Origin of the sequence: Pseudomonas sp. B2021 (genome assembly GCF_018135665.1) — a bacterium.
In the GTDB taxonomy this organism is placed as follows: domain Bacteria; phylum Pseudomonadota; class Gammaproteobacteria; order Pseudomonadales; family Pseudomonadaceae; genus Aquipseudomonas; species Aquipseudomonas lactis.
In genome coordinates this window covers 2033887-2052176 of record NZ_SMOF01000001.1, presented here as the reverse complement: position 1 = coordinate 2052176, position 18290 = coordinate 2033887, and the positions used below count along the sequence as shown (strand labels likewise).

Here is an 18290-nt window from a genome sequence, read left to right as displayed (position 1 = left end):
CGGTCCGGTTGTCGAAGGAACAGCCCGATGTTATATCACAGGCCCCTGTTTACCTGCCGCAGCGCAACTACCATGAGCTTTGAATTTTCCTCCCTGCCGTGTTCAATCCTGTTGTTGGCCGGAGGTCGCGGCCAACGCATGGGCGGCCAGGACAAAGGGCTGCTGGAATGGCAAGGCCAGCCCTTGATCGCCCACCTGCACCAGTTGGCCCGGCCACTCACCAATGACCTGATCATCTCGTGCAACCGCAACCATGAACGCTACGCGCTCTATGCCGACCAACAAGTGAGCGATGACAGCCCGGACTTCCCCGGCCCGCTGGCCGGTATCCGCGCAGGACTCTTCGCCGCACGCCATGCGCATCTGCTGATCTTGCCTTGCGATGTGCCGCAGATCGATGCGCGGTTGCTGGCCGACCTGCGTGCGACCTCACGACGCAACCCGCAGCTACCGGTGATGGTGCGCCAGGGTGAAGACTGGGAACCCTTGCTGTGCATCATCCCCACAAGCCTGAAAAACCAGGTGGAACAGGCGTGGCAAGCGGGTGAACGCAGCCCTCGCAAGCTCTGGCTGCAACTGGGCGCGGTGGCCCTGCAATGCCCGGCCAATGACCCGCGCCTGGCCAATCTTAATACGCCCGAGCTGTTGCACCCCGGGGCTGGCATGTCAGAATGAACCCTGCACAAGGAACTTTGCCGGCGTCTCGTACGTCACAAGGTCAGCAATTTAAAAGTATTCTCTCGGAGACAAACTCATGACTCAACGGACCATCGCCGCTCTCATGCTTGCACTGGGCCTCGCCACCCTCGCCGGTTGCGCTTCGCCAACAGTGATCACCCTGAATGACGGTCGCGAAATCCAGGCCGTCGACACCCCGAAATACGATGAAGATTCGGGCTTCTACGAATTCGAACAGCTGGACGGCAAGCACACCCGAATCAACAAAGATCAGGTTCGCACTGTTAAAGACCTGTAAGTCTTAACGCTCGCACACAAGGCCCGCCTAGCGCGGGCCTTGTTGTTCCTGGGGTTTACCAGTCCAAGGTGATCTGGCTGCGGAAGCTGCGCTCCTGGCCGCTCACCGGGTCGATAAAACGCACGCCCTGGGCCAACAGCTTGAGTGGCCTTGCGTAATCATCCTCGGCGTCCTTGATCACTTCGGGGTAGAACGGGTCATTGCAGATGCTCGCTCCCAGCGCCGTCATGTGCACGCGCAGCTGGTGCTTCTTGCCGGTCACCGGGAACAGGCCGTAGCGCCATAGATCGCCATTTTTCTCGCGCACCTCTACCGCCGTCTCAGTGTTGCTAGCGCCCGGCCCTTCCTGCATGCGAAAGAAAGGTTCGCCATCCACCAAGCGGCTTTTGTGCACCAACGGGAAGCTGAGATGCGGCAAGGCCGGGGCGATGGCTTCGTAGAATTTGTCGATACGTCGCGTGGGAAACAATTGCTGATAGGCCGAACGGCTATGCGGGTTGGCGGAGAACAGCACCAACCCCGCCGTATGCCGGTCGATACGGTGCAGAGGCACCAGAGCGGGGTTGTCCAGGCGCCGGATCAAGCGGCGCAACAAAGTGTGCTCGACGTACTCGCCAGCGGGTGTCACTGGCAGGAAATGCGGTTTGTCCGCCACCACCAGATGCTCATCGGCGTACAGGATGCTTTCCTGCACCGGAATCACTTTCTCGTTGAGCACTTCGCGAAAGTAATAGATGCACAGGCCTTCCTTGTAGCCCAGGCCCAGGCTGATCGGGCTACCGTTGACATCCAGCACCCGGCCTCGGGCAATGCGGTCCAGCCACTGTTCACGGCCAATGGCCGGGAAGTGTGCGCACAGGCAGTCAAGCACCGTCCCCCAGGAGCCCGGCGGCAAGTACAGGGTGCTGGCTTGGTGCTGGGAGGGAGAAAAAACGCAAGTAGACATGCCGACGCTCAAAGCCTGGAAACAGGCGAGCATTATCGCCCATGGCGCGCGATTGCCTAGGGCCTATCTCAGGCCTTGGCCAGTTGAGCCCGCAGCACCGGCGAGGCGCTTGCTGCCTCGGTGAATTCCTTGAGCCAGCGCAGCACGTCCACTGCTTCCCAACGGCCCGGGTCATACAGCGCGTAGAGCAAGCCCTGATAACCCACCACATCCAGCTGCTTGTGATAACCGGCGCGCTGGAACAGCGCCTCGATTTCCGCAAAGCAGGTGTTGAAATGCACTTTGTTAAACGGCGTCTTGCCTTCCGTGACCAGGCCATCGAGGCGCAGCTCGTTCACCGCGTCGCGTACCACATCGGCGGACATGCGATTGACGCTGCTTTTAAGTTGTTCAACATTCACCACGGGCGTTCCCTCTATTCAATCGCTGTACGAATATACAGTAACTTAATATTTGGAAAGCCGCCATCGCATAAATCTCAGCGCAGGAAGGCAACCACCTGATCGGTGTCGAACGGCCAGTCCAGTTCCGCCCCGGTGTCCATGCGGCGAAGCACCGGAATACGCAGGCCGTAGACATCTGTCAGGTCCTGGGGATCGGTGATATCCACCAACTCCACCAACAGCCCGTGTTCGACGAGCGGCATGATTTCGGCTTCGGCGATCTCACACAGATGGCAACCCAGGGTGCCGAACAGCTGGCATTCAGGAAGCATGATCAAAGGACTCAGGTCACAAAACGAACCTCCATTCTAAGCCCAACAAGCCCCTTGTAGGAGCGAGCTTGCTCGCGAAAAGCTCCCGTGCGCCGCGCTCATTCAGGACCCTGCGCGCTAGCGTTGACGTTTTTCGCGAGCAAGCTCGCTCCTACGGTGCAAAAAGCCTGACCCAGATCACCATGGCCTATAACTGATTCAGCGATTCTCGCGGCTTTTTTGCCGCTCACCCTGCAACGGAGATGCCTGTGTTCGCCAACCTGCTGATTATCCTGGCCTCATCCCTGGTGGTGATTGCGCTGTTTCGCCGGCTGCAACTGCCCCCTGTGCTGGGCTACCTGTGCGTTGGCCTGGCAGTGGGGCCCACCGCGTTGGATTGGGTCAATGACAACGAAGACCTGCCGGACCTCGCCGAGATGGGCGTGGTGTTCCTGCTGTTTTCCCTGGGGCTGGAGTTTTCCCTGTCGAAAATGTTGGCGCTGCGCAGCGTGGTATTTGGCCTGGGCAGCCTGCAAGTGCTGGGGTGTGGGGCATTGCTGGGCGCATTACTGATGGGCTTTGGCCTCGCACCCGGCATCGCGCTGCTGCTGGGCGCAGGGCTGGCGTTATCGTCCACGGCCATTGTCAGCAAAGAGTTGACCAGCCTCGGTGAGATCTTCAGCAGTCATGGCCAGAACGCGATAGGCGTGTTGCTGTTTCAGGACGTCGTGGCGGTGTTGCTGCTGACCTTGGTGCCGGTGTTTGCCGGCAGCAGTGACCAAGCCTGGTACTGGGCGCTGCCGCTGACCCTGGGCAAGACCGTGGTGCTGTTCGTGGGCCTGTTGTTCGCCAGCCGCTGGTTGCTGCCGCGCCTGTTCCGTGAAGTCGCCGCGTCGCATTCGGCGGAGCTGTTTGTGCTGCTGGCGCTGGTGATTGTCTTGCTCACCGCCTGGCTCACCCACCTGCTGGGGCTGTCCCCTGCCCTCGGCGCGTTCCTGGCCGGCATGTTGCTGGGCGAGAGTCATTACCGGCACCAGATCGAAGCGGATATCCGCCCGTTTCGCGACATTCTGCTGGGGCTGTTTTTTGTCAGCATCGGCATGCTTATCGACCTGCAGTTGTTCGTCAGCCACAGCCTGTTGATCTTCGGCCTGACGCTCACGTTGATGCTGGTCAAAGGCATGGTGGTCGCGGCGCTGGTCAAATGGCGTAACAGCGACGCCGAAACGGCCTGGCGCAGCGGCCTGGCGCTGGCCCAGGGCGGCGAGTTCTGTTTTGCGCTGATGGCGCAGATGCAGCAGAGCCGGTTGATTCCCGATGAGTTCAACGGCTTGCTATTGGCCGCCACCTTCTGCTCGATGCTGCTGACACCGCTGCTGTTGCGTGCGGCACCGGCCGTTGCCCTGCGCCTGCACCGCAAGCCCAACCAGCAAGTGCAACTGGAGCAGATCACCGCGCTCAATGCCCAACTGCACGGGCACGTAGTGATTTGCGGCTATGGCCGCGTAGGCCAGTCCATTGGGCGCTTTATGCGCCGCGAACAACAGGCGTTTATCGCCCTGGATGATGACCCCGAACGGGTGCAGGAAGCCGCCACCGAGGACAGCAGTGTGCATTACGGCGACTGCCGCCGTGGCGCCTTGCTCAGCGCCGTCGGCCTGGAGCGGGCGCGGTTGGTGGTGATCGCGGTGGACAACAGCGATGTCGCCCTGGTGGTGCTCAAGGAGGCGCGGCAGATCAACCCCAACGTGCCGATCCTGGTGCGCACCCGCGATGACAGCCAGTTGGCTGAGCTCAAGGCCGCGGGCGCCAGCGAAGTGGTGCCCGAGTTGCTGGAGTCGAGCCTGATGCTCGCCGCCCATGCCCTGATCCTGCTGGGCCTGCCGGACCAACAGGTGCAGGCACGGGTGGATGAGGTACGGCACAACCGCTACCGCCTGCTACACGGTTTTTACCCGCCGCCACATACAGATGAAGAAGCGCCGATCAATCCTGACTGACCGCGCCGATCTTGTGGATCGACAGGTCCGCGCCGTAATACTCCTGCTCCTGTGTCAAGCGCAGCCCTTGCACGCGTTTGATCACGCCGTACACCAGCAAGCCGCCGCCAAACGCCACGACCACGCCCAGCCCGGTGCCGATCAACTGGCTGATCAGGCTCACACCGCCCAGCCCACCCAGGGCGGTCTGCCCGAAGATGCCGCAGGCAATGCCGCCCCACACACCACACAAACCATGCAACGGCCACACGCCCAGCACGTCATCGATCTTCCAGCGCGATTGGGCAGCGATAAAACACCACACGAACAAGCCGCCAGCCACCACGCCCGTGACCAACGCGCCCACCGGGTGCATCAGGTCGGAGCCGGCGCAGATCGCCACCAACCCGGCCAGGGGACCATTGTGCAGAAAACCGGGATCGTTACGGCCAATCACCAGGGCAGCCACGGTGCCACCGACCATGGCCATCAGCGAATTGACGGCCACCAGGCCACTGACGCCATTGAGGGTTTGCGCGCTCATCACGTTAAAGCCGAACCAGCCCACGATCAGAATCCACGAGCCCAGCGCCAGGAAAGGAATGCTCGACGGCGCAAACGCCACCAGGCGCCCTTCGCGATAGCGCCCATTGCGCGGGCCCAGCAGCAACACCGCCGCCAGCGCCAGCCAGCCGCCCATGGCGTGCACCACCACGGAGCCGGCAAAGTCGTGGAAGCTGGCGCCAAAGGTTACTAGCAGCCAGGCTTGCAAGCCAAAGTTGCCGTTCCACACCAGGCCTTCGAAGAACGGGTAAATAAACGCCACGATCAGCGCGGTGGCACACAACTGCGGCGTAAACTTCGCACGCTCGGCAATCCCGCCGGAAATGATCGCCGGAATCGCCGCGGCAAACGTCAGCAGGAAGAAAAACTTTACCAGGCCGTAACCATGATCGGCGCTGATGACGGCGGCCGGTTGCAGGAAGCTCACACCGTAGGAGATCCAATAGCCTATAAAGAAATAGGCCAGCGTTGAAATCGCAAAATCACTGAGGATTTTCGACAAGGCGTTGACCTGGTTCTTCTGGCGTACCGTGCCGACTTCAAGGAAGGCAAAGCCGGCGTGCATGGCCAGTACCATGACCGCGCCAATCAGGATGAACAGGGTGTTGGAACTGTGGACAAGGGTGTCCACTGCGCTTTGCAAGTTTTCCATGGAGGTTGGCAGGCCTGCATCAAGGCAAAAAGCACCAAAGCGGTTCAAGCCAGAGTTTCGCGCACTAAATTGGCACCGCCGGCTTCGCCCCTCTTCAGAGGCGTGAACCGCTTTAGCGCAGCGTTCAACACAACAGGCCGTTGCCGATAGGGTTTTTCCGCGAAGTTGAGTGATTTAGGGTAAGGTTTTTCAAGGTGTTTACCTCGACCGCCCGGATTCAGCGCAGGCCCTAAAGCCTGCGCACCAAGGCAAAGCAAAAGCTGTACCACACAATTGCACTGAACCTTCAGCCAACGCCGCGACTCGAAACCACACGTACAAATCAGCTACCCACGGAGACAACCATGGCCGGTAAAACAGCAAAGACTGCTCAAGAGATACTGATGGAGGATTTTCAAACCCTGGTCAGCGATACCGAAAAGTTGCTGGACGACACCGCCGTGCTGGCCGGTGACCAGGCTGACGAGCTGCGCACCAAGATCCACGAGAGCCTGCTCAAGGCCCGCGAGACCTTGCAACTGACTGAGGACTCACTGCGCGAGCGCGGCCAGGCGGCGATCACTGCCACCGAAGACTACGTGCAAGCCAACCCATGGCAGTCGGTCGGCATTGCTGCCGGCGTAGGCTTTTTGATCGGTCTGCTGGCTACAAGGCGCTAACCATGTCTATCGGCGAATCCAGCTCATCTTCGAGCGCACATTCCTCAGCAAGCGGTTCGACCTCCCGACGCCTGGGCGCAGCTGTGCTGGGCTTGCTGCACAGTCACGTCGAGTTGTTCGGCATTGAATTACAAGAGCAAAAGGCCCGCACCGTCAGCCTGTTGCTGTTTGCCGGCCTGGCGTTGGTGTTTGCCCTGCTGTTGCTGGTGGGGTTGTCGACACTGGTGATGATCCTGGTGTGGGATACGGGCTATCGCCTCACCGGTATCATCTGCCTGTGCGTGTTCTATAGCCTGGCCGCTGCGTTCTGCGGTGTGCGCTTGAAGGCGGCGGTGTTCGATGAGTCCACGCCCTTCCACGCCACGCTCGAAGAACTGGCCAATGACCGGGAGCGCCTGCTGCCATGAGCATGACTGAGATCCCGCAAAACACGTCACGCCGGGAAATGCGCAAAGCCTTGATCCGCCTGCGCATGGAAATGCACCGCCAGGAAATCCGGCATGAGTCCCAACAACTCATGGCGCCCCTGCACAAAATGCGCAACATGCGCCACAACTGGCAGGACAGCCTGGGCATCAAGCACGCGCCGTTGTGGGGCGTGGCGGCGGTCACGCTGATGGGCTTCTTTACCGGCAAAGGCGCCAAGGGCGGCAGCATCAGCAGCGTCACGCGCCTGGTGCGGCTGGGTGCCGGGTTGATCCCGCTGATCAAGTTGGCCATGCAGAGCTCTTCGCGCAAAAGCTGATACGCGTGAGCCGATGACCGCAATGACCAGACACGTGCTGGTCATTGCGGTTTTTTGCGCTGGCTGTTAATTGATATCGACTCGGCTTACCGCTGGATTCGCTTGCATCACAAAAGCCGAAGCGGGAAGCTGGAACTGTCATTCACGTTACGGAGAACCTGCGCCTTGGATTGGCCCACCCTGCTGACCCGCGAACGTCTTGGAAAACCCCTGCACAGCCCTGAAGAACTGGGCCGCAGCCCCTTCCACAAAGATCACGACCGCATTATTTTCTCCGGCGCGTTCCGGCGCCTGGGCCGCAAGACCCAAGTGCATCCGGTTTCGAGTAACGACCATATCCATACACGCTTGACCCACTCCCTGGAAGTCAGCTGCGTGGGGCGTTCACTCGGCATGCGCGTGGGCGAAACCCTGCGCAGCGCCCTGCCCGACTGGTGCGACCCGAGCGACCTGGGCATGGTGGTGCAATCGGCCTGCCTGGCCCATGACATCGGCAACCCGCCATTCGGGCATTCTGGCGAAGACGCCATTCGCCACTGGTTCCAACAGGCCGCCGGGCGCGGCTGGCTGGATGACATGAGCGGCGCGGAACGCAATGACTTCCTGAACTTCGAAGGCAATGCCCAGGGCTTTCGGGTACTCACCCAACTTGAATACCATCAGTTCGACGGCGGCACGCGGCTGACCTACGCCACGTTGGGCACTTACCTCAAATACCCCTGGACCGCCCGCCACGCCGACTCGCTGGGCTACAAGAAACACAAGTTCGGCTGTTATCAGAGCGAGCTGCCGATTCTTGAGCAGATCGCCCACAAGCTTGGCCTGCCCCAGTTGGAGGAGCAACGCTGGGCACGTCACCCGCTCGTCTACCTGATGGAGGCCGCCGACGATATCTGCTATGCGCTGATCGACTTGGAAGACGGCCTGGAAATGGAGCTTCTGCAGTACGCCGAAGTCGAGTCGCTGCTGCTGAACCTGGTCGGCGATGACCTGCCGCAAACCTATCGCCAACTGGGCCCAATGGACTCACGTCGCCGCAAGCTGGCGATCCTGCGCGGCAAAGCCATCGAGCACCTGACCAATGCGGCGGCGCAGGCGTTTGTCGAACAGCAGGACGCCCTGTTGGCCGGCACGCTGCCCGGTGACTTGGTGGAGCACATGCACGGCCCGGCAAAGCGCTGCGTGCTGGATGCCAAGGACATGGCGCGCAAGAAGATCTTCCAGGACAAGCGCAAGACATTGCATGAGATCGGGGCCTACACCACCCTGGAAATTCTGCTGAATGCCTTTTGCGGCGCGGCCCTGGAGCAACATGGCGGGCGCACGCCGTCGTTCAAGAACCGGCGCATTCTCGATTTGCTGGGCAATAGCGCGCCGGACCCCGCCTGGCCGCTGCACGCCTCTTTCCTGCGCATGATCGACTTCATCGCCGGTATGACCGACAGCTACGCCACCGAAATGGCACGGGAAATGACTGGGCGCTCCAGCCCTCAATAACGACTCCATCCAGCTGCCTGTTCCCTGAAGCGAATTGCCCTACGATGGGAACAGAGCGGCCTGATCGAATTCGTACAGGCGCACGAAGAATAATCACGCGCGCCCCCAACGGACCCGCCGAGTAATTCCTACTGCCCCCATCGACGCTTGCCTTACTGTGTGCTCTTTATGCCCAGCTATTCTCTTCGTATTGTTTTGGTGGAGGATCACCCCTTTCAACTCATGGCCACCCAGTGCCTGCTCAGAAGCTTCGGCTTCGATCAACTGACCCCGGTGGAAAACGCCGAGCAAGCCATACGCGTGATGAGTCAGTCCGAACACCCTTTCGACCTGATGTTATGCGACCAATGCCTGCCCGACCTGCCCGGGCTTGAATTGGTGGAAATCGCCAGCCGCCGGCGCTTCATCACCAGCGCTATCTTGTTAAGCGGTTTACCCACCTCGGAATTGGTTAACCTGACGATACAAGCCGCACAACGAAGTCTGCCCCTCCTTGGCTACTTATCAAAACCTCTGAACAAAGATGAACTTGAGCGATTAGTCCGCTCAACTTTTAACCCGCTCCTGTAGGATTTTAAACATCCCCTACAACGAAAAACGATTCGGGGTCCGCCGTAAATCTCCAAGCCTCCTTTCTTGTCTGGCTCATCCTCAAAACGCTCACATGCGCTGTCACGATTACCTAACAACTTGTAGGCCGATACCTTTTTAAATGTAGGAACTTTCCTGTTCTGCATCTACTCCGTGCGAGCTTCATACTGCGCACTCACCTTCTGAGCTAATGTGCCCGCTTTATCTGCACCTGCATGGAAAGTGACTATGAACACAGTTTTTATTATCGATGACCACCCCGTTATCCGGCTTGCCATTCGAATGTTGCTGGAGCACGAAGGTTACAAAGTCGTCGGCGAAACAGATAACGGGTGCGATGCCATACAGATGGTCCGTGAATGCCTTCCAGACCTGGTGATTCTCGACATCAGCATCCCGAAACTTGATGGCCTTGAGGTGCTCTGCCGGTTCAACGCCATGAACACCTCCATGAAAACCCTGGTGCTCACGGCCCAATGCCCCACGCTGTTTGCCACGCGCTGCATGCGCTCGGGGGCGGAAGGCTACGTGTGCAAGGAGGGTGACCTGAGCGAGTTGCTGAGTGCCATTCGCGCGGTGCTGTCCGGCTACAACTACTTCCCCAGCCAGGCCTTGAATGGCCCCGGAACCGAAGGCATGGATGCTCAAGAGCTGGAGCTGTTCAAGACCGTCAACGACCGGGAACTGATGGTCCTGCAACTGTTTGCACAGGGCCGCACTAACAAGGAAATCGCCAAAGGCATGTTCTTAAGTAACAAGACCGTCAGCACTTATAAAAAGAGACTCATGCAAAAACTTCAAGCCAAATCCTTGGTTGACCTCATCGAGATGGCAAAACGAAACGCGCTAGTGTGAGAAAGCGGATGCCCAGGCGTATAAAGGACTATCTAATAATACTAAGTGCCGGTTTGTACTTCAGCACGACTGTGCTCGCTGAGCACCAAACCAGCCCGGAACGCTTCACCCTCTTGAGTCGCGCGGGAGCTGTTCAACTGGACACTCATTTTGACAAGGCCCAGCGCCAGTGGCTGCAGAACAAACGTGAACTAACGCTGGGGACATCCACGCCCGACTACCCGCCCTTCGACCTCACTTCCAGCGGCCATGATTACGAAGGCCTTACCGCCGACTATGCAGGACTGCTGGCCAAGGCACTCTCCCTGCCCATCACTGTGATGCGCTACCCCTCCCGAGCGGCGGCCATTCGTGCCCTGGAAGCCGGGGAAATTGACCTGCTGGGCTCCTCCAACGGGTTTGAAGCTGCAACGCCGAACCTTATCCTCTCCGAACCCTATGCCGTGGACCAGCCGGTGCTGGTCACGCGCGAGGGAGAAACCCGCAGCCTCAGCGAAGGCCTCGACGGGCTGCGCCTGAGCCTTGTCTATCACTACCTGCCGCTCAATGAGGTGGAAAAGCTGTACCCCAAGGCGATCATCCGCGCCTACCCGTCTTATCAAAATGCCTTGAATGCAGTGGCCTTCGACCAGGCGGATGTGTTTCTCGGTGACACCATTTCCACCCATTACATGATCAACAAGGGCTATCTCAAAAACATTCGCATGGCCAACTTCGGCAAGCATGAAGCTTATGGTTTCAGTTTTGCCACACGCCAGGACAACCGGATGCTCCTCAGCATTGTCGATTCAGCCCTGGCCTCGGTGCCCATCAACGAAAGGGACAGCATTGCCAAGCGCTGGAGCGCCGGCAGCGACATCCTGCTGACCGACCAGAAACTGCAACTGACCCAGCGCGAAGAGCGTTGGCTCAAAGATCACCCGGTGGTCACGGTGATCGTCAACGAAACCTTCGCGCCCCTGACGTTCTTCGATGCGGACGGTAATTTTCGCGGGATCACCGCCGATCTGCTGGAGTTGATTCGCCTGCGCACCGGCCTGCGTTTTTCGGTGCAGCGCGGGCGCGACGTCAACGCGATGATCGATCAGGTCGCGGCTCAGAAAATCGATATGATCGGGGCCATCGTTCCAAGCAACGAACGAGACTCACAGCTTAATTTCAGCCGTCCTTACCTGGAAAACTCCTATGTGCTGCTGACGCGCAAAGAGCCAGGGGCGCCCACGAACATGGAGCAAATGGCAGGAAAGCGTCTGGCTATAACCCAGGGCAACCCCTTGGCCGCAACTTTGGGCAAGGACTTTCCTGAGATTCACCTGGTGGAAACCAGTGATACATTCAGAGCATCTGAGTTGCTCGCACAGGGACAAGTGGACGGGGCCGTGAATACCCTGGTGATCGCCAACTACTTCCTGTCTTCCCAGGTTTTCCAGGACCGCCTGCAAATCAGTGCCAGCATCGGCACGACCCCTGCGACCTTCACCCTGGCCACCTCGCGTCAAGCCACGGAGTTGAGCTCTATCCTCGACAAGGCCCTGCTCAGCATTGCCCCGGATGAAATGGGTGTGATCAACAGCCGCTGGCGTGGCTATACCGCCGCGTCCGACAGCTACTGGCGTAACTACCATCAATTGATCGCGCGCATCATCATCGGCACCGGGCTGTTGCTATTGATTTCCCTGGCCTGGAATGCCTACATGCGTCGCCAGATCAAGCATCGAAAAATGGCCGAACGCGCCCTCAACGATCAGTTCGAGTTCATGCGCGCACTGGTCAATGAGACGCCGCATCCGATCTACGTGCGCGACCGCAATGGGCTGTTGCAGACCTGTAACGACAGCTACCTGCAGGTGTTCGATGTCAAGCGCGAAGAGGTGATCGGCAAAAGCGTGACCCAGATGACCATGGCCCTGGCGTCGGAAGCAGCCCAGTATCATGCTGACTACCTGCGCGTAGTCGCCGAGGGCAACCCGCTGATCCTCGATCGCAGCCTGCATATCCACGACAGGAAACTGACCATCTACCATTGGATCCTGCCCTACCGCGACTCCACGGGTGAAGTCCAAGGCATCATCGGTGGCTGGATCGATATCAGTGACCGACGCCAGCTATTCGATGAACTACGCGCAGCCAAGGAGCGTGCCGACGAGGCCAACCGCGCCAAGAGCACGTTCCTGGCCACCATGAGCCACGAGATTCGCACCCCGATGAACGCCGTGATCGGCATGCTCGAACTGACGCTCAAGCGCGCCGACCAAGGGCACCTTGACCGTCCGGCGATCGAGGTGGCGTACAACTCGGCCAGAGACCTGCTGGAGCTGATCGGTGACATTCTCGACATCGCGCGTATCGAGTCCGGCCGCCTCAGCCTAGCGCCGGAGCGCGTCAACCTGCGGGAGGTGATTGAATCAGTGGTGCGCGTCTTCGACGGGCTGGCACGGCAGAAAACCCTCAGCCTGCTGCTGGAGTTCAAACCCGATCTGAACGATATCGAGGTGCTGATAGACCCACTGCGCTTCAAGCAGGTGCTATCGAACCTTGTCAGCAACGCGATCAAGTTCACCGAACAGGGGCAGGTCAAGATCAAGGTTGAGCTGCAGCCTACCCAGGCCCCGGAGCAGATCGAGCTGAGACTGGTGGTGGAAGACACCGGCATCGGCATCAGCCGGGAAGACCAACTGCGCCTGTTCGAACCCTTTGCCCAAGCGGACAACTCCGGGCAACTGGCCCGCAGTGGCGCGGGCCTGGGGCTGGTGATCTGCCGCAGCCTGTGCGCGATGATGGGCGGCCAATTGAGCCTGAGCAGCGTGCCCATGGTAGGCACCCAGGTGCACGTCAACCTCAGCATGCCTCGCCTGCAAGCGATCCAGGCGGAGGGTGAACACACGCCGCAAACGCCGGCCACCGCACTGGTGCTTAACGTACTGGTGGTAGACGACCACCCGGCGAACCGCCTGCTGATGTGCCAGCAACTGGGCTACCTGGGGCATAAATTCACCGCTGCCGAGCACGGTGCGGCGGGGTTCCAGGCCTGGCGTAAAGAGCATTTCGACCTGGTGATTGCCGACTGCAACATGCCCATCATGAATGGCTATGAACTGAGTCGCTCAATCCGTGAGTATGAGCAGCGCGAACAATTGGTGCCCTGCGTGGTACTGGGCTTTACCGCCAATGCCCAGCCAGAAGAAAGACAACGGTGCGTGCAGGCCGGCATGGATGACTGTCTGTTCAAGCCCATCAGCCTCACCGTATTGGAGCGCCAACTGGCACACATTGTCCCTAAAGCCGTGCACCAACGACTGGACCTCGAATGCCTGGAAGCGTTGACCGGAGGTGACCCCCATTTGAGTAGACGCCTGCTGGAGGAACTACTGAGCAGCAGCCATCAAGACCGCCAGATCCTTAGCGAACTGCTGGATCGACACGCGCCACTCTCGGAAATTATTGAGCAAGCCCACAAGATCAAGGGCGCAGCCCGTATCGTGCAAGCCCATTCATTGGCGGGGCAATGCGAAGCCTTGGAGCAAAGCTGTTCTCGCAATGAGGAGTGGGCCGTGATCGAAAGCGGTATCAAGGCCCTGGAACAACTCATGCAGGCACTGGAAAAGATGCTGCAGGTTCAACTGGATGAGCTGCAAAGCCAATAATCGCCAGGGCCGGTAGGGGCAGGAGTGAGCAAACGCGCCCCTACCCCAACCTGCCTTAGCACCAGCCGCTTCAGCAGTCGGTCAACCGCAGGAAAATCTCCGCCAGCCGCTCAATGCCCACCTGGTCCTGAGGGGTGAACCGGGCCAGCAATGGGCTGTCGAGGTCAAGAACGCCAATCAGGCGACCGTCCTTGACCAAGGGCACTACCAATTCACTGTTCGAAGCGCTGTCACAGGCGATATGGCCTGGGAACGCGTGCACATCCTCCACGCGCTGGGTTTGCCGCGTTGCCGCAGCCGCACCACACACGCCACGACCAAATGGAATGCGCACACAGGCGATCTGCCCCTGGAAGGGCCCCAGTACCAACTCTTCATTGCGATTGAGGTAAAAGCCCGCCCAGTTCAAGTCATCCAACTGGTTGAACAGGAACGCGGAAAACTGCGCACTGTTGGCAATAAAATCGCGCTCATCAGCCAACAACGACTCCAGTTGCGCGCACAGCATGGCATAGCCATCAAGGCCGCTGCCGGCCTGTTGTAAATCGATCATGGTTGACGTTCCAACAATTTAAGACCCACCCAGTAACGGGCGAATTGATAGGCACACCGGCCATTGCGGTTGCCCCGCCCAGTGGCCCAACGCACCGCGAGGACATCAAGCTGCTCATCGCGCTGCCACTGCAAGCCGGCCTTGCTGGCCAACTCGCCGATCCAGTGCTCCACCACACCCAGGAAATGCTCCTGGCTAAACGGGTAGAACGACAGCCACAGGCCAAAACGATCCGACAAGGCAATCTTGTCTTCAACCGCCTCGCTCGGGTGCAATTCGCCATCCACGCGCTTCCAGTTGTCATTGTCGCTCTGGTTTTCCGGCACCAGGTGGCGACGGTTGGACGTGGCATACAGCAGCACGTTTTCCGGCGCCTGTTCCAGGGAGCCATCGAGCACGCTCTTGAGCACGCGATAGTCGCCTTCGCCGGCCTCAAACGACAGGTCATCGCAAAACAGAATAAAGCGTTGGGGGAGCTTGAGCAGTTGCTCGACTACCCGCGGCAGATCCGCCAGGTGGTCACGCTCGATCTCGATAAGACGCAAGCCCGCCTTGGCGTGCTGGGCAAGCAAGGCACGAACCATGGAAGACTTGCCGGTGCCACGCGAACCCCATAACAGCGCATGGTTGGCGGGCAAACCGTCGAGGAACTGTTGGGTGTTGCGCGCCAGTTGCTCGCGTTGTTTATCGACACCGATCAGGTCCGACAGGCGCATGTCCAGGCTGACTTCCAGCGGCAACAGGAAGCCACTGCGGCCTTCGCGCTGCCAACGGGCGGCCAGGCATTGGCTCCAGTCGATCGCTTGGCGCGGGGCGGGTAACAACGGTTCCAGGCGAGCCAGCACCGCATCGGCGCGCTCAAGAAAGGCATTCAATCGAGAATCCACAGCTATTCCTCTGGCAACTTCTTGCAAAAGATGGCGTATTGGCAACCCTGCGGCACACTGCATGGGCTGCATCAAAAAAACGATTCATGCCGGGCGAGCCAAAGCGTGTGGATGTTCAGCTATGCTTGCCGGGCGAAGGGAAACGCTAAGTGGTTCAACACTCGATGGATATCAAGTTCGCCCACCGCTTGTCTTATAAACAAGCCAGATTGACTGTGCTGGTCGGTTTCGTCTTGGGAACCCTGCTCAGCCTGATCCAAATCGGCATTGATTATGCCAGTGAAGACGCATCCATCAACCGTGAAATACGCTCACTGATTGAAATCAGCCACAACCCGGCGTCACGCATCGCCTACAACATCGATGCCGAACTCGCCCAGGAACTGACCCTGGGCCTGCTGCACTCCCCTGCCATCATCCGCGCGCAGTTGATCGACAACAATGGGGTGGTGCTGGCGGACGTCAACCGCCCGCGCAAAGAAAGCAACTATCGGCCCGTCAGCGATTTTCTGTTTGGCGCCAATCGCCAGTTCGAAGACCGGCTGTTTCTCAGCCATATGCCCAACGACTCGCTGGGTGTGCTGCGCCTGGACGTCGACACCTATGCCTTTGGCAGCCGTTTCCTGCATCGCGCCGAGATCACCCTGCTCAACGGCTTCGCCCGCAGCCTGCTGCTCACCGGGATTTTGCTCGGCCTGTTCTACGTAATGCTCACCCAACCGCTGGTGCGCATTATCCGCGAGCTGAGCACACGCAAACAGGCGCGCCTGGATTGCCCACCGGGGCATGAACACGATGAAATCGGCGTGCTGGTCAGCGTCGCCAACCAGCAATTCGAAAACATGGAAACCGAGATCCAGCAGCGGCGCCACGCCGAAGACCGCCTTACGGAGTACCTGGGGCAACTTGAGAATATCGTTTCGGCGCGCACCCTTGAACTCAAGGCCAGCAACCAACGCTTGAGCCAGTCCAACGATGAGCTGGAGGCGGCGAAAATGACGGCGCTGGGCATGGCCCAGGCGCGGGCGGCATTCCTGGCCAATATGAGCCATGAAATCCGCACGCCACTCAACGGGCTGCTGGGCATGATTGCCCTGTCACTGGACAGCCCGCTGACCGCCGAACAGCGCCAGCAACTGTCCATTGCCCATGACTCAGGCAAAGTGCTGGTGGAGTTGCTCAACGATATTCTCGACCTGTCCAAATTCGACGCCGGCCAGTTGGAACTGGAGCATATCCCCTTCGACCTGGGCTCCCTGGTGGAGGACACCGCCAACCTGCTGTCGCAAAACGCTGCGCCGAGTGTGGAGCTGACCTGCCTGATCGACCCGCAATTTCCCGCCCAGGTGATCGGTGACCCGACCCGTGTGCGGCAAATCGTCAGCAACTTGCTCTCCAATGCCTTGAAGTTCACCCGCTTCGGCCGCGTCGATGTGCGCCTGCGCGCCTTGGAAGGCCGGGTCAGCATCGAAGTGTGCGACACCGGCATTGGCATCGCCCAGGAAGCCCAGGTGAAAATTTTCCAACCGTTCACCCAGGCCGGCGCTGGCATCACCCGCCAGTTTGGTGGAACGGGATTGGGCCTGGCGTTGACCCATAACCTGTGCGAAGCGATGCAAGGTCGCTTGAGTATCAGTTCGGAGGTGGGCTTTGGCAGCCAGTTCTGCGCCGATCTACCGCTGCCGGCGCATTTGCCTGCCACACGCTATGCACCGCTCACCGGCGAGGTGATCGCCATCACCAACGCCGGCGGCGGGCTGACGGAGCTGCTCACCACGCTATTGCCCTCTTGGGGGCTGACGCCGCGCTGTTATTCCCAGGACGACGATTTGAGCGGGCTGGCGCCCGACCTGTTGATCACCGACTGCCCTGAGTGCTTGTTCCGCTTGCGCCCGGGCATCAGCGCGCCGATTCTGCTGGTCACCGCCTACGGCAACTTTTTGCCCAGCGCTGAAGTCGCGGCCCTGGCGCCGCTACAACAACAGGCACGCCCGTTGAGCCGTAACGCGCTGTACCAGATCTTGCAACGCAACCTGCGCAGCGACGCGCAACTGGTGCTCGACCCGGTACAGATAGAGGCCGCACCGCTTGCGCACCGTGCGCGCATCCTGTTGGTGGAGGACAACGCGGTCAACCAACTGGTGGCCAAGGGCATGCTCAGCAAGCTCGGGTGCGAGGTGATCGTCGCGGCCCACGGTGGCGAAGCCCTCAGGCTGCTGGAGGACCAGCGCTTCGATATGGTGTTGATGGACTGCAACATGCCCGTGATGGATGGCTATGAGGCCAGCCGACAAATTCGCCGCAGCGGGCGTTGGCCGGACTTGCCCATCGTGGCCTTGACCGCCAATGCGATGGCCGAAGAACGCGAGCGTTGCCGGGCGGCGGGTATGAACGACTACCTGGCCAAGCCGTTTCGACGGGAAGAACTCAACGCCTTGCTGGAACTGTGGGTACCGAAGACCACCAGCCTCTGACGGGTACCCGCACCGCGTAGGTCATTTGAGCAGGGCTTCGATCTCCTGGGTCAAGTCCTGGGGCTTGGTGGTTGGCGCAAAACGCTTGACCTGCTGGCCATCACGGCCGATGAGAAACTTGGTGAAGTTCCACTTGATGTTCTTGGAGCCCAGCAGACCCGGTGCCTGTTTTTTCAACTGCACGAACAGCGGGTGGGCATCGCTGCCATTGACGTCGATTTTCTTGAACAGCGGAAAACTGACGCCGAAGTTCAGCTCGCAGAACTCGGATATCGCACCTTCGTTGCCCGGCTCCTGCTTGCCGAACTGGTTGCAGGGAAAGCCGAGCACTACCAGGCCCTGGTCCTTGTATTGCTGCCAAAGCTGCTCAAGGCCCTTGTACTGCGGGGTGAAGCCGCATTTGCTGGCGGTGTTGACCACCAGAATGGCCTTGCCGGCAAAATCGGCCAAGGTTTTTTGTTCACCCTTGATGGTGGTGCAAGGGATGCTCAGCAGGGAGTCGCTCATGGCAATACCTCAAGTCAGCGAAAGAAGAACCTTATTCGTGTAGGAGCGAGCTTGCTCGCGAAAAACT

Annotated in this window: 18 protein-coding genes; 11 read left to right on the top strand and 7 right to left on the bottom strand. The window is 59.6% G+C overall.

Annotated features, from left to right (window positions below; all coding sequences use genetic code 11):
- Positions 1–72 precede the first annotated feature (72 nt).
- A complete protein-coding gene (mobA, locus tag E1K68_RS09340) occupies positions 73–675 on the top strand; it encodes a molybdenum cofactor guanylyltransferase MobA (RefSeq protein ID WP_034135229.1) in 603 nt (200 codons plus the stop codon).
- A 79-nt stretch (positions 676–754) separates the two neighbouring features.
- A complete protein-coding gene (locus tag E1K68_RS09335) occupies positions 755–976 on the top strand; it encodes a YgdI/YgdR family lipoprotein (protein ID WP_003189935.1) in 222 nt (73 codons plus the stop codon).
- A 55-nt stretch (positions 977–1031) separates the two neighbouring features.
- Here E1K68_RS09335 and E1K68_RS09330 read toward each other — a convergent pair whose 3' ends face one another.
- The 3 genes from E1K68_RS09330 to E1K68_RS09320 form a co-directional block, all read right to left on the bottom strand.
- The gene (locus E1K68_RS09330) at positions 1032–1922 is read right to left on the bottom strand and encodes a pseudouridine synthase (protein WP_094774924.1); all 891 of its coding nucleotides are present in this window, start codon (positions 1920–1922) and stop codon (positions 1032–1034) included.
- Positions 1923–1990: 68 nt separating this feature from the next.
- Positions 1991–2326, bottom strand: coding sequence for a hypothetical protein (locus E1K68_RS09325; RefSeq protein ID WP_003189932.1), 336 nt, complete (start codon positions 2324–2326; stop codon positions 1991–1993).
- A gap of 74 nt (positions 2327–2400) precedes the next feature.
- Positions 2401–2637, bottom strand: a complete 237-nt coding sequence (locus E1K68_RS09320; protein WP_003189931.1) for a glutaredoxin family protein — start codon at positions 2635–2637, stop codon at positions 2401–2403.
- Positions 2638–2885: 248 nt separating this feature from the next.
- On the opposite strand from E1K68_RS09320, the gene E1K68_RS09315 reads away from it, so the two are divergent.
- A complete protein-coding gene (locus tag E1K68_RS09315; RefSeq protein ID WP_212613998.1) occupies positions 2886–4616 on the top strand; it encodes a monovalent cation:proton antiporter-2 (CPA2) family protein in 1731 nt (576 codons plus the stop codon).
- Here the strand turns inward: E1K68_RS09315 and E1K68_RS09310 are convergent.
- Positions 4603–5811 carry an ammonium transporter gene (locus E1K68_RS09310; RefSeq protein WP_212613997.1) on the bottom strand — a complete coding sequence of 403 codons (1209 nt, stop codon included), beginning with the start codon at positions 5809–5811 and terminating at the stop codon, positions 4603–4605. The two genes, E1K68_RS09315 and E1K68_RS09310, sit on opposite strands and share 14 nt — an antisense overlap.
- A 344-nt stretch (positions 5812–6155) precedes the next feature.
- Between E1K68_RS09310 and E1K68_RS09305 the strand changes: the two genes are divergently transcribed.
- From E1K68_RS09305 to E1K68_RS09275, 7 genes are all read left to right on the top strand, one after another.
- Complete coding sequence (locus E1K68_RS09305; protein ID WP_003189926.1) at positions 6156–6470, top strand: YqjD family protein; 315 nt, start codon at positions 6156–6158, stop codon at positions 6468–6470.
- Positions 6471–6472: 2 nt separating this feature from the next.
- Entirely contained in the window at positions 6473–6877 is a 405-nt protein-coding gene (locus E1K68_RS09300) for a phage holin family protein (protein WP_032892696.1), read from the top strand.
- A complete protein-coding gene (locus E1K68_RS09295) occupies positions 6874–7215 on the top strand; it encodes a hypothetical protein (protein WP_003189922.1) in 342 nt (113 codons plus the stop codon). The genes E1K68_RS09300 and E1K68_RS09295 overlap by 4 nt, the downstream gene beginning before the upstream one ends.
- Before the next feature lie 165 nt (positions 7216–7380).
- The gene (locus tag E1K68_RS09290; protein ID WP_003189920.1) at positions 7381–8712 is read left to right on the top strand and encodes a deoxyguanosinetriphosphate triphosphohydrolase; all 1332 of its coding nucleotides are present in this window, start codon (positions 7381–7383) and stop codon (positions 8710–8712) included.
- A 168-nt stretch (positions 8713–8880) separates the two neighbouring features.
- Positions 8881–9282 carry a response regulator gene (locus E1K68_RS09285; RefSeq protein ID WP_003189919.1) on the top strand — a complete coding sequence of 134 codons (402 nt, stop codon included), beginning with the start codon at positions 8881–8883 and terminating at the stop codon, positions 9280–9282.
- 249 nt (positions 9283–9531) lie between these two features.
- Positions 9532–10158: a response regulator transcription factor gene (locus E1K68_RS09280; RefSeq protein WP_003189917.1), complete on the top strand. Its 627-nt coding sequence runs from the start codon at positions 9532–9534 to the stop codon at positions 10156–10158.
- Positions 10159–10166: 8 nt separating this feature from the next.
- Positions 10167–13802, top strand: a complete 3636-nt coding sequence (locus E1K68_RS09275; RefSeq protein ID WP_003189916.1) for a transporter substrate-binding domain-containing protein — start codon at positions 10167–10169, stop codon at positions 13800–13802.
- A gap of 70 nt (positions 13803–13872) precedes the next feature.
- Here E1K68_RS09275 and E1K68_RS09270 read toward each other — a convergent pair whose 3' ends face one another.
- Positions 13873–14355: a GAF domain-containing protein gene (locus tag E1K68_RS09270; protein WP_003189914.1), complete on the bottom strand. Its 483-nt coding sequence runs from the start codon at positions 14353–14355 to the stop codon at positions 13873–13875.
- Complete coding sequence (locus E1K68_RS09265) at positions 14352–15242, bottom strand: ATP-binding protein (protein WP_212613996.1); 891 nt, start codon at positions 15240–15242, stop codon at positions 14352–14354. Before E1K68_RS09265 ends, E1K68_RS09270 begins: the two co-directional genes overlap by 4 nt.
- Before the next feature lie 164 nt (positions 15243–15406).
- Here E1K68_RS09265 and E1K68_RS09260 point away from each other — a divergent pair, with 164 nt between their 5' ends.
- A complete protein-coding gene (locus E1K68_RS09260; RefSeq protein WP_120247717.1) occupies positions 15407–17716 on the top strand; it encodes a response regulator in 2310 nt (769 codons plus the stop codon).
- Positions 17717–17737: 21 nt separating this feature from the next.
- Here the strand turns inward: E1K68_RS09260 and E1K68_RS09255 are convergent, their stop codons facing one another.
- The gene (locus E1K68_RS09255; protein WP_014717681.1) at positions 17738–18223 is read right to left on the bottom strand and encodes a glutathione peroxidase; all 486 of its coding nucleotides are present in this window, start codon (positions 18221–18223) and stop codon (positions 17738–17740) included.
- Positions 18224–18290 lie beyond the last annotated feature (67 nt).

Coding starts and splice junctions, on each gene's coding strand:
- mobA (WP_034135229.1), top strand. CDS start 73: ATGAGCTTTGAATTTTCCTCCCTGCCGTGTTCAATCCTGTTGTTGGCC.
- E1K68_RS09335 (WP_003189935.1), top strand. CDS start 755: ATGACTCAACGGACCATCGCCGCTCTCATGCTTGCACTGGGCCTCGCC.
- E1K68_RS09330 (WP_094774924.1), bottom strand. CDS start 1,922: ATGTCTACTTGCGTTTTTTCTCCCTCCCAGCACCAAGCCAGCACCCTG.
- E1K68_RS09320 (WP_003189931.1), bottom strand. CDS start 2,637: ATGCTTCCTGAATGCCAGCTGTTCGGCACCCTGGGTTGCCATCTGTGT.
- E1K68_RS09310 (WP_212613997.1), bottom strand. CDS start 5,811: ATGGAAAACTTGCAAAGCGCAGTGGACACCCTTGTCCACAGTTCCAAC.
- E1K68_RS09305 (WP_003189926.1), top strand. CDS start 6,156: ATGGCCGGTAAAACAGCAAAGACTGCTCAAGAGATACTGATGGAGGAT.
- E1K68_RS09300 (WP_032892696.1), top strand. CDS start 6,473: ATGTCTATCGGCGAATCCAGCTCATCTTCGAGCGCACATTCCTCAGCA.
- E1K68_RS09295 (WP_003189922.1), top strand. CDS start 6,874: ATGAGCATGACTGAGATCCCGCAAAACACGTCACGCCGGGAAATGCGC.
- E1K68_RS09285 (WP_003189919.1), top strand. CDS start 8,881: ATGCCCAGCTATTCTCTTCGTATTGTTTTGGTGGAGGATCACCCCTTT.
- E1K68_RS09280 (WP_003189917.1), top strand. CDS start 9,532: ATGAACACAGTTTTTATTATCGATGACCACCCCGTTATCCGGCTTGCC.
- E1K68_RS09275 (WP_003189916.1), top strand. CDS start 10,167: ATGCCCAGGCGTATAAAGGACTATCTAATAATACTAAGTGCCGGTTTG.
- E1K68_RS09270 (WP_003189914.1), bottom strand. CDS start 14,355: ATGATCGATTTACAACAGGCCGGCAGCGGCCTTGATGGCTATGCCATG.
- E1K68_RS09260 (WP_120247717.1), top strand. CDS start 15,407: ATGGATATCAAGTTCGCCCACCGCTTGTCTTATAAACAAGCCAGATTG.
- E1K68_RS09255 (WP_014717681.1), bottom strand. CDS start 18,223: ATGAGCGACTCCCTGCTGAGCATCCCTTGCACCACCATCAAGGGTGAA.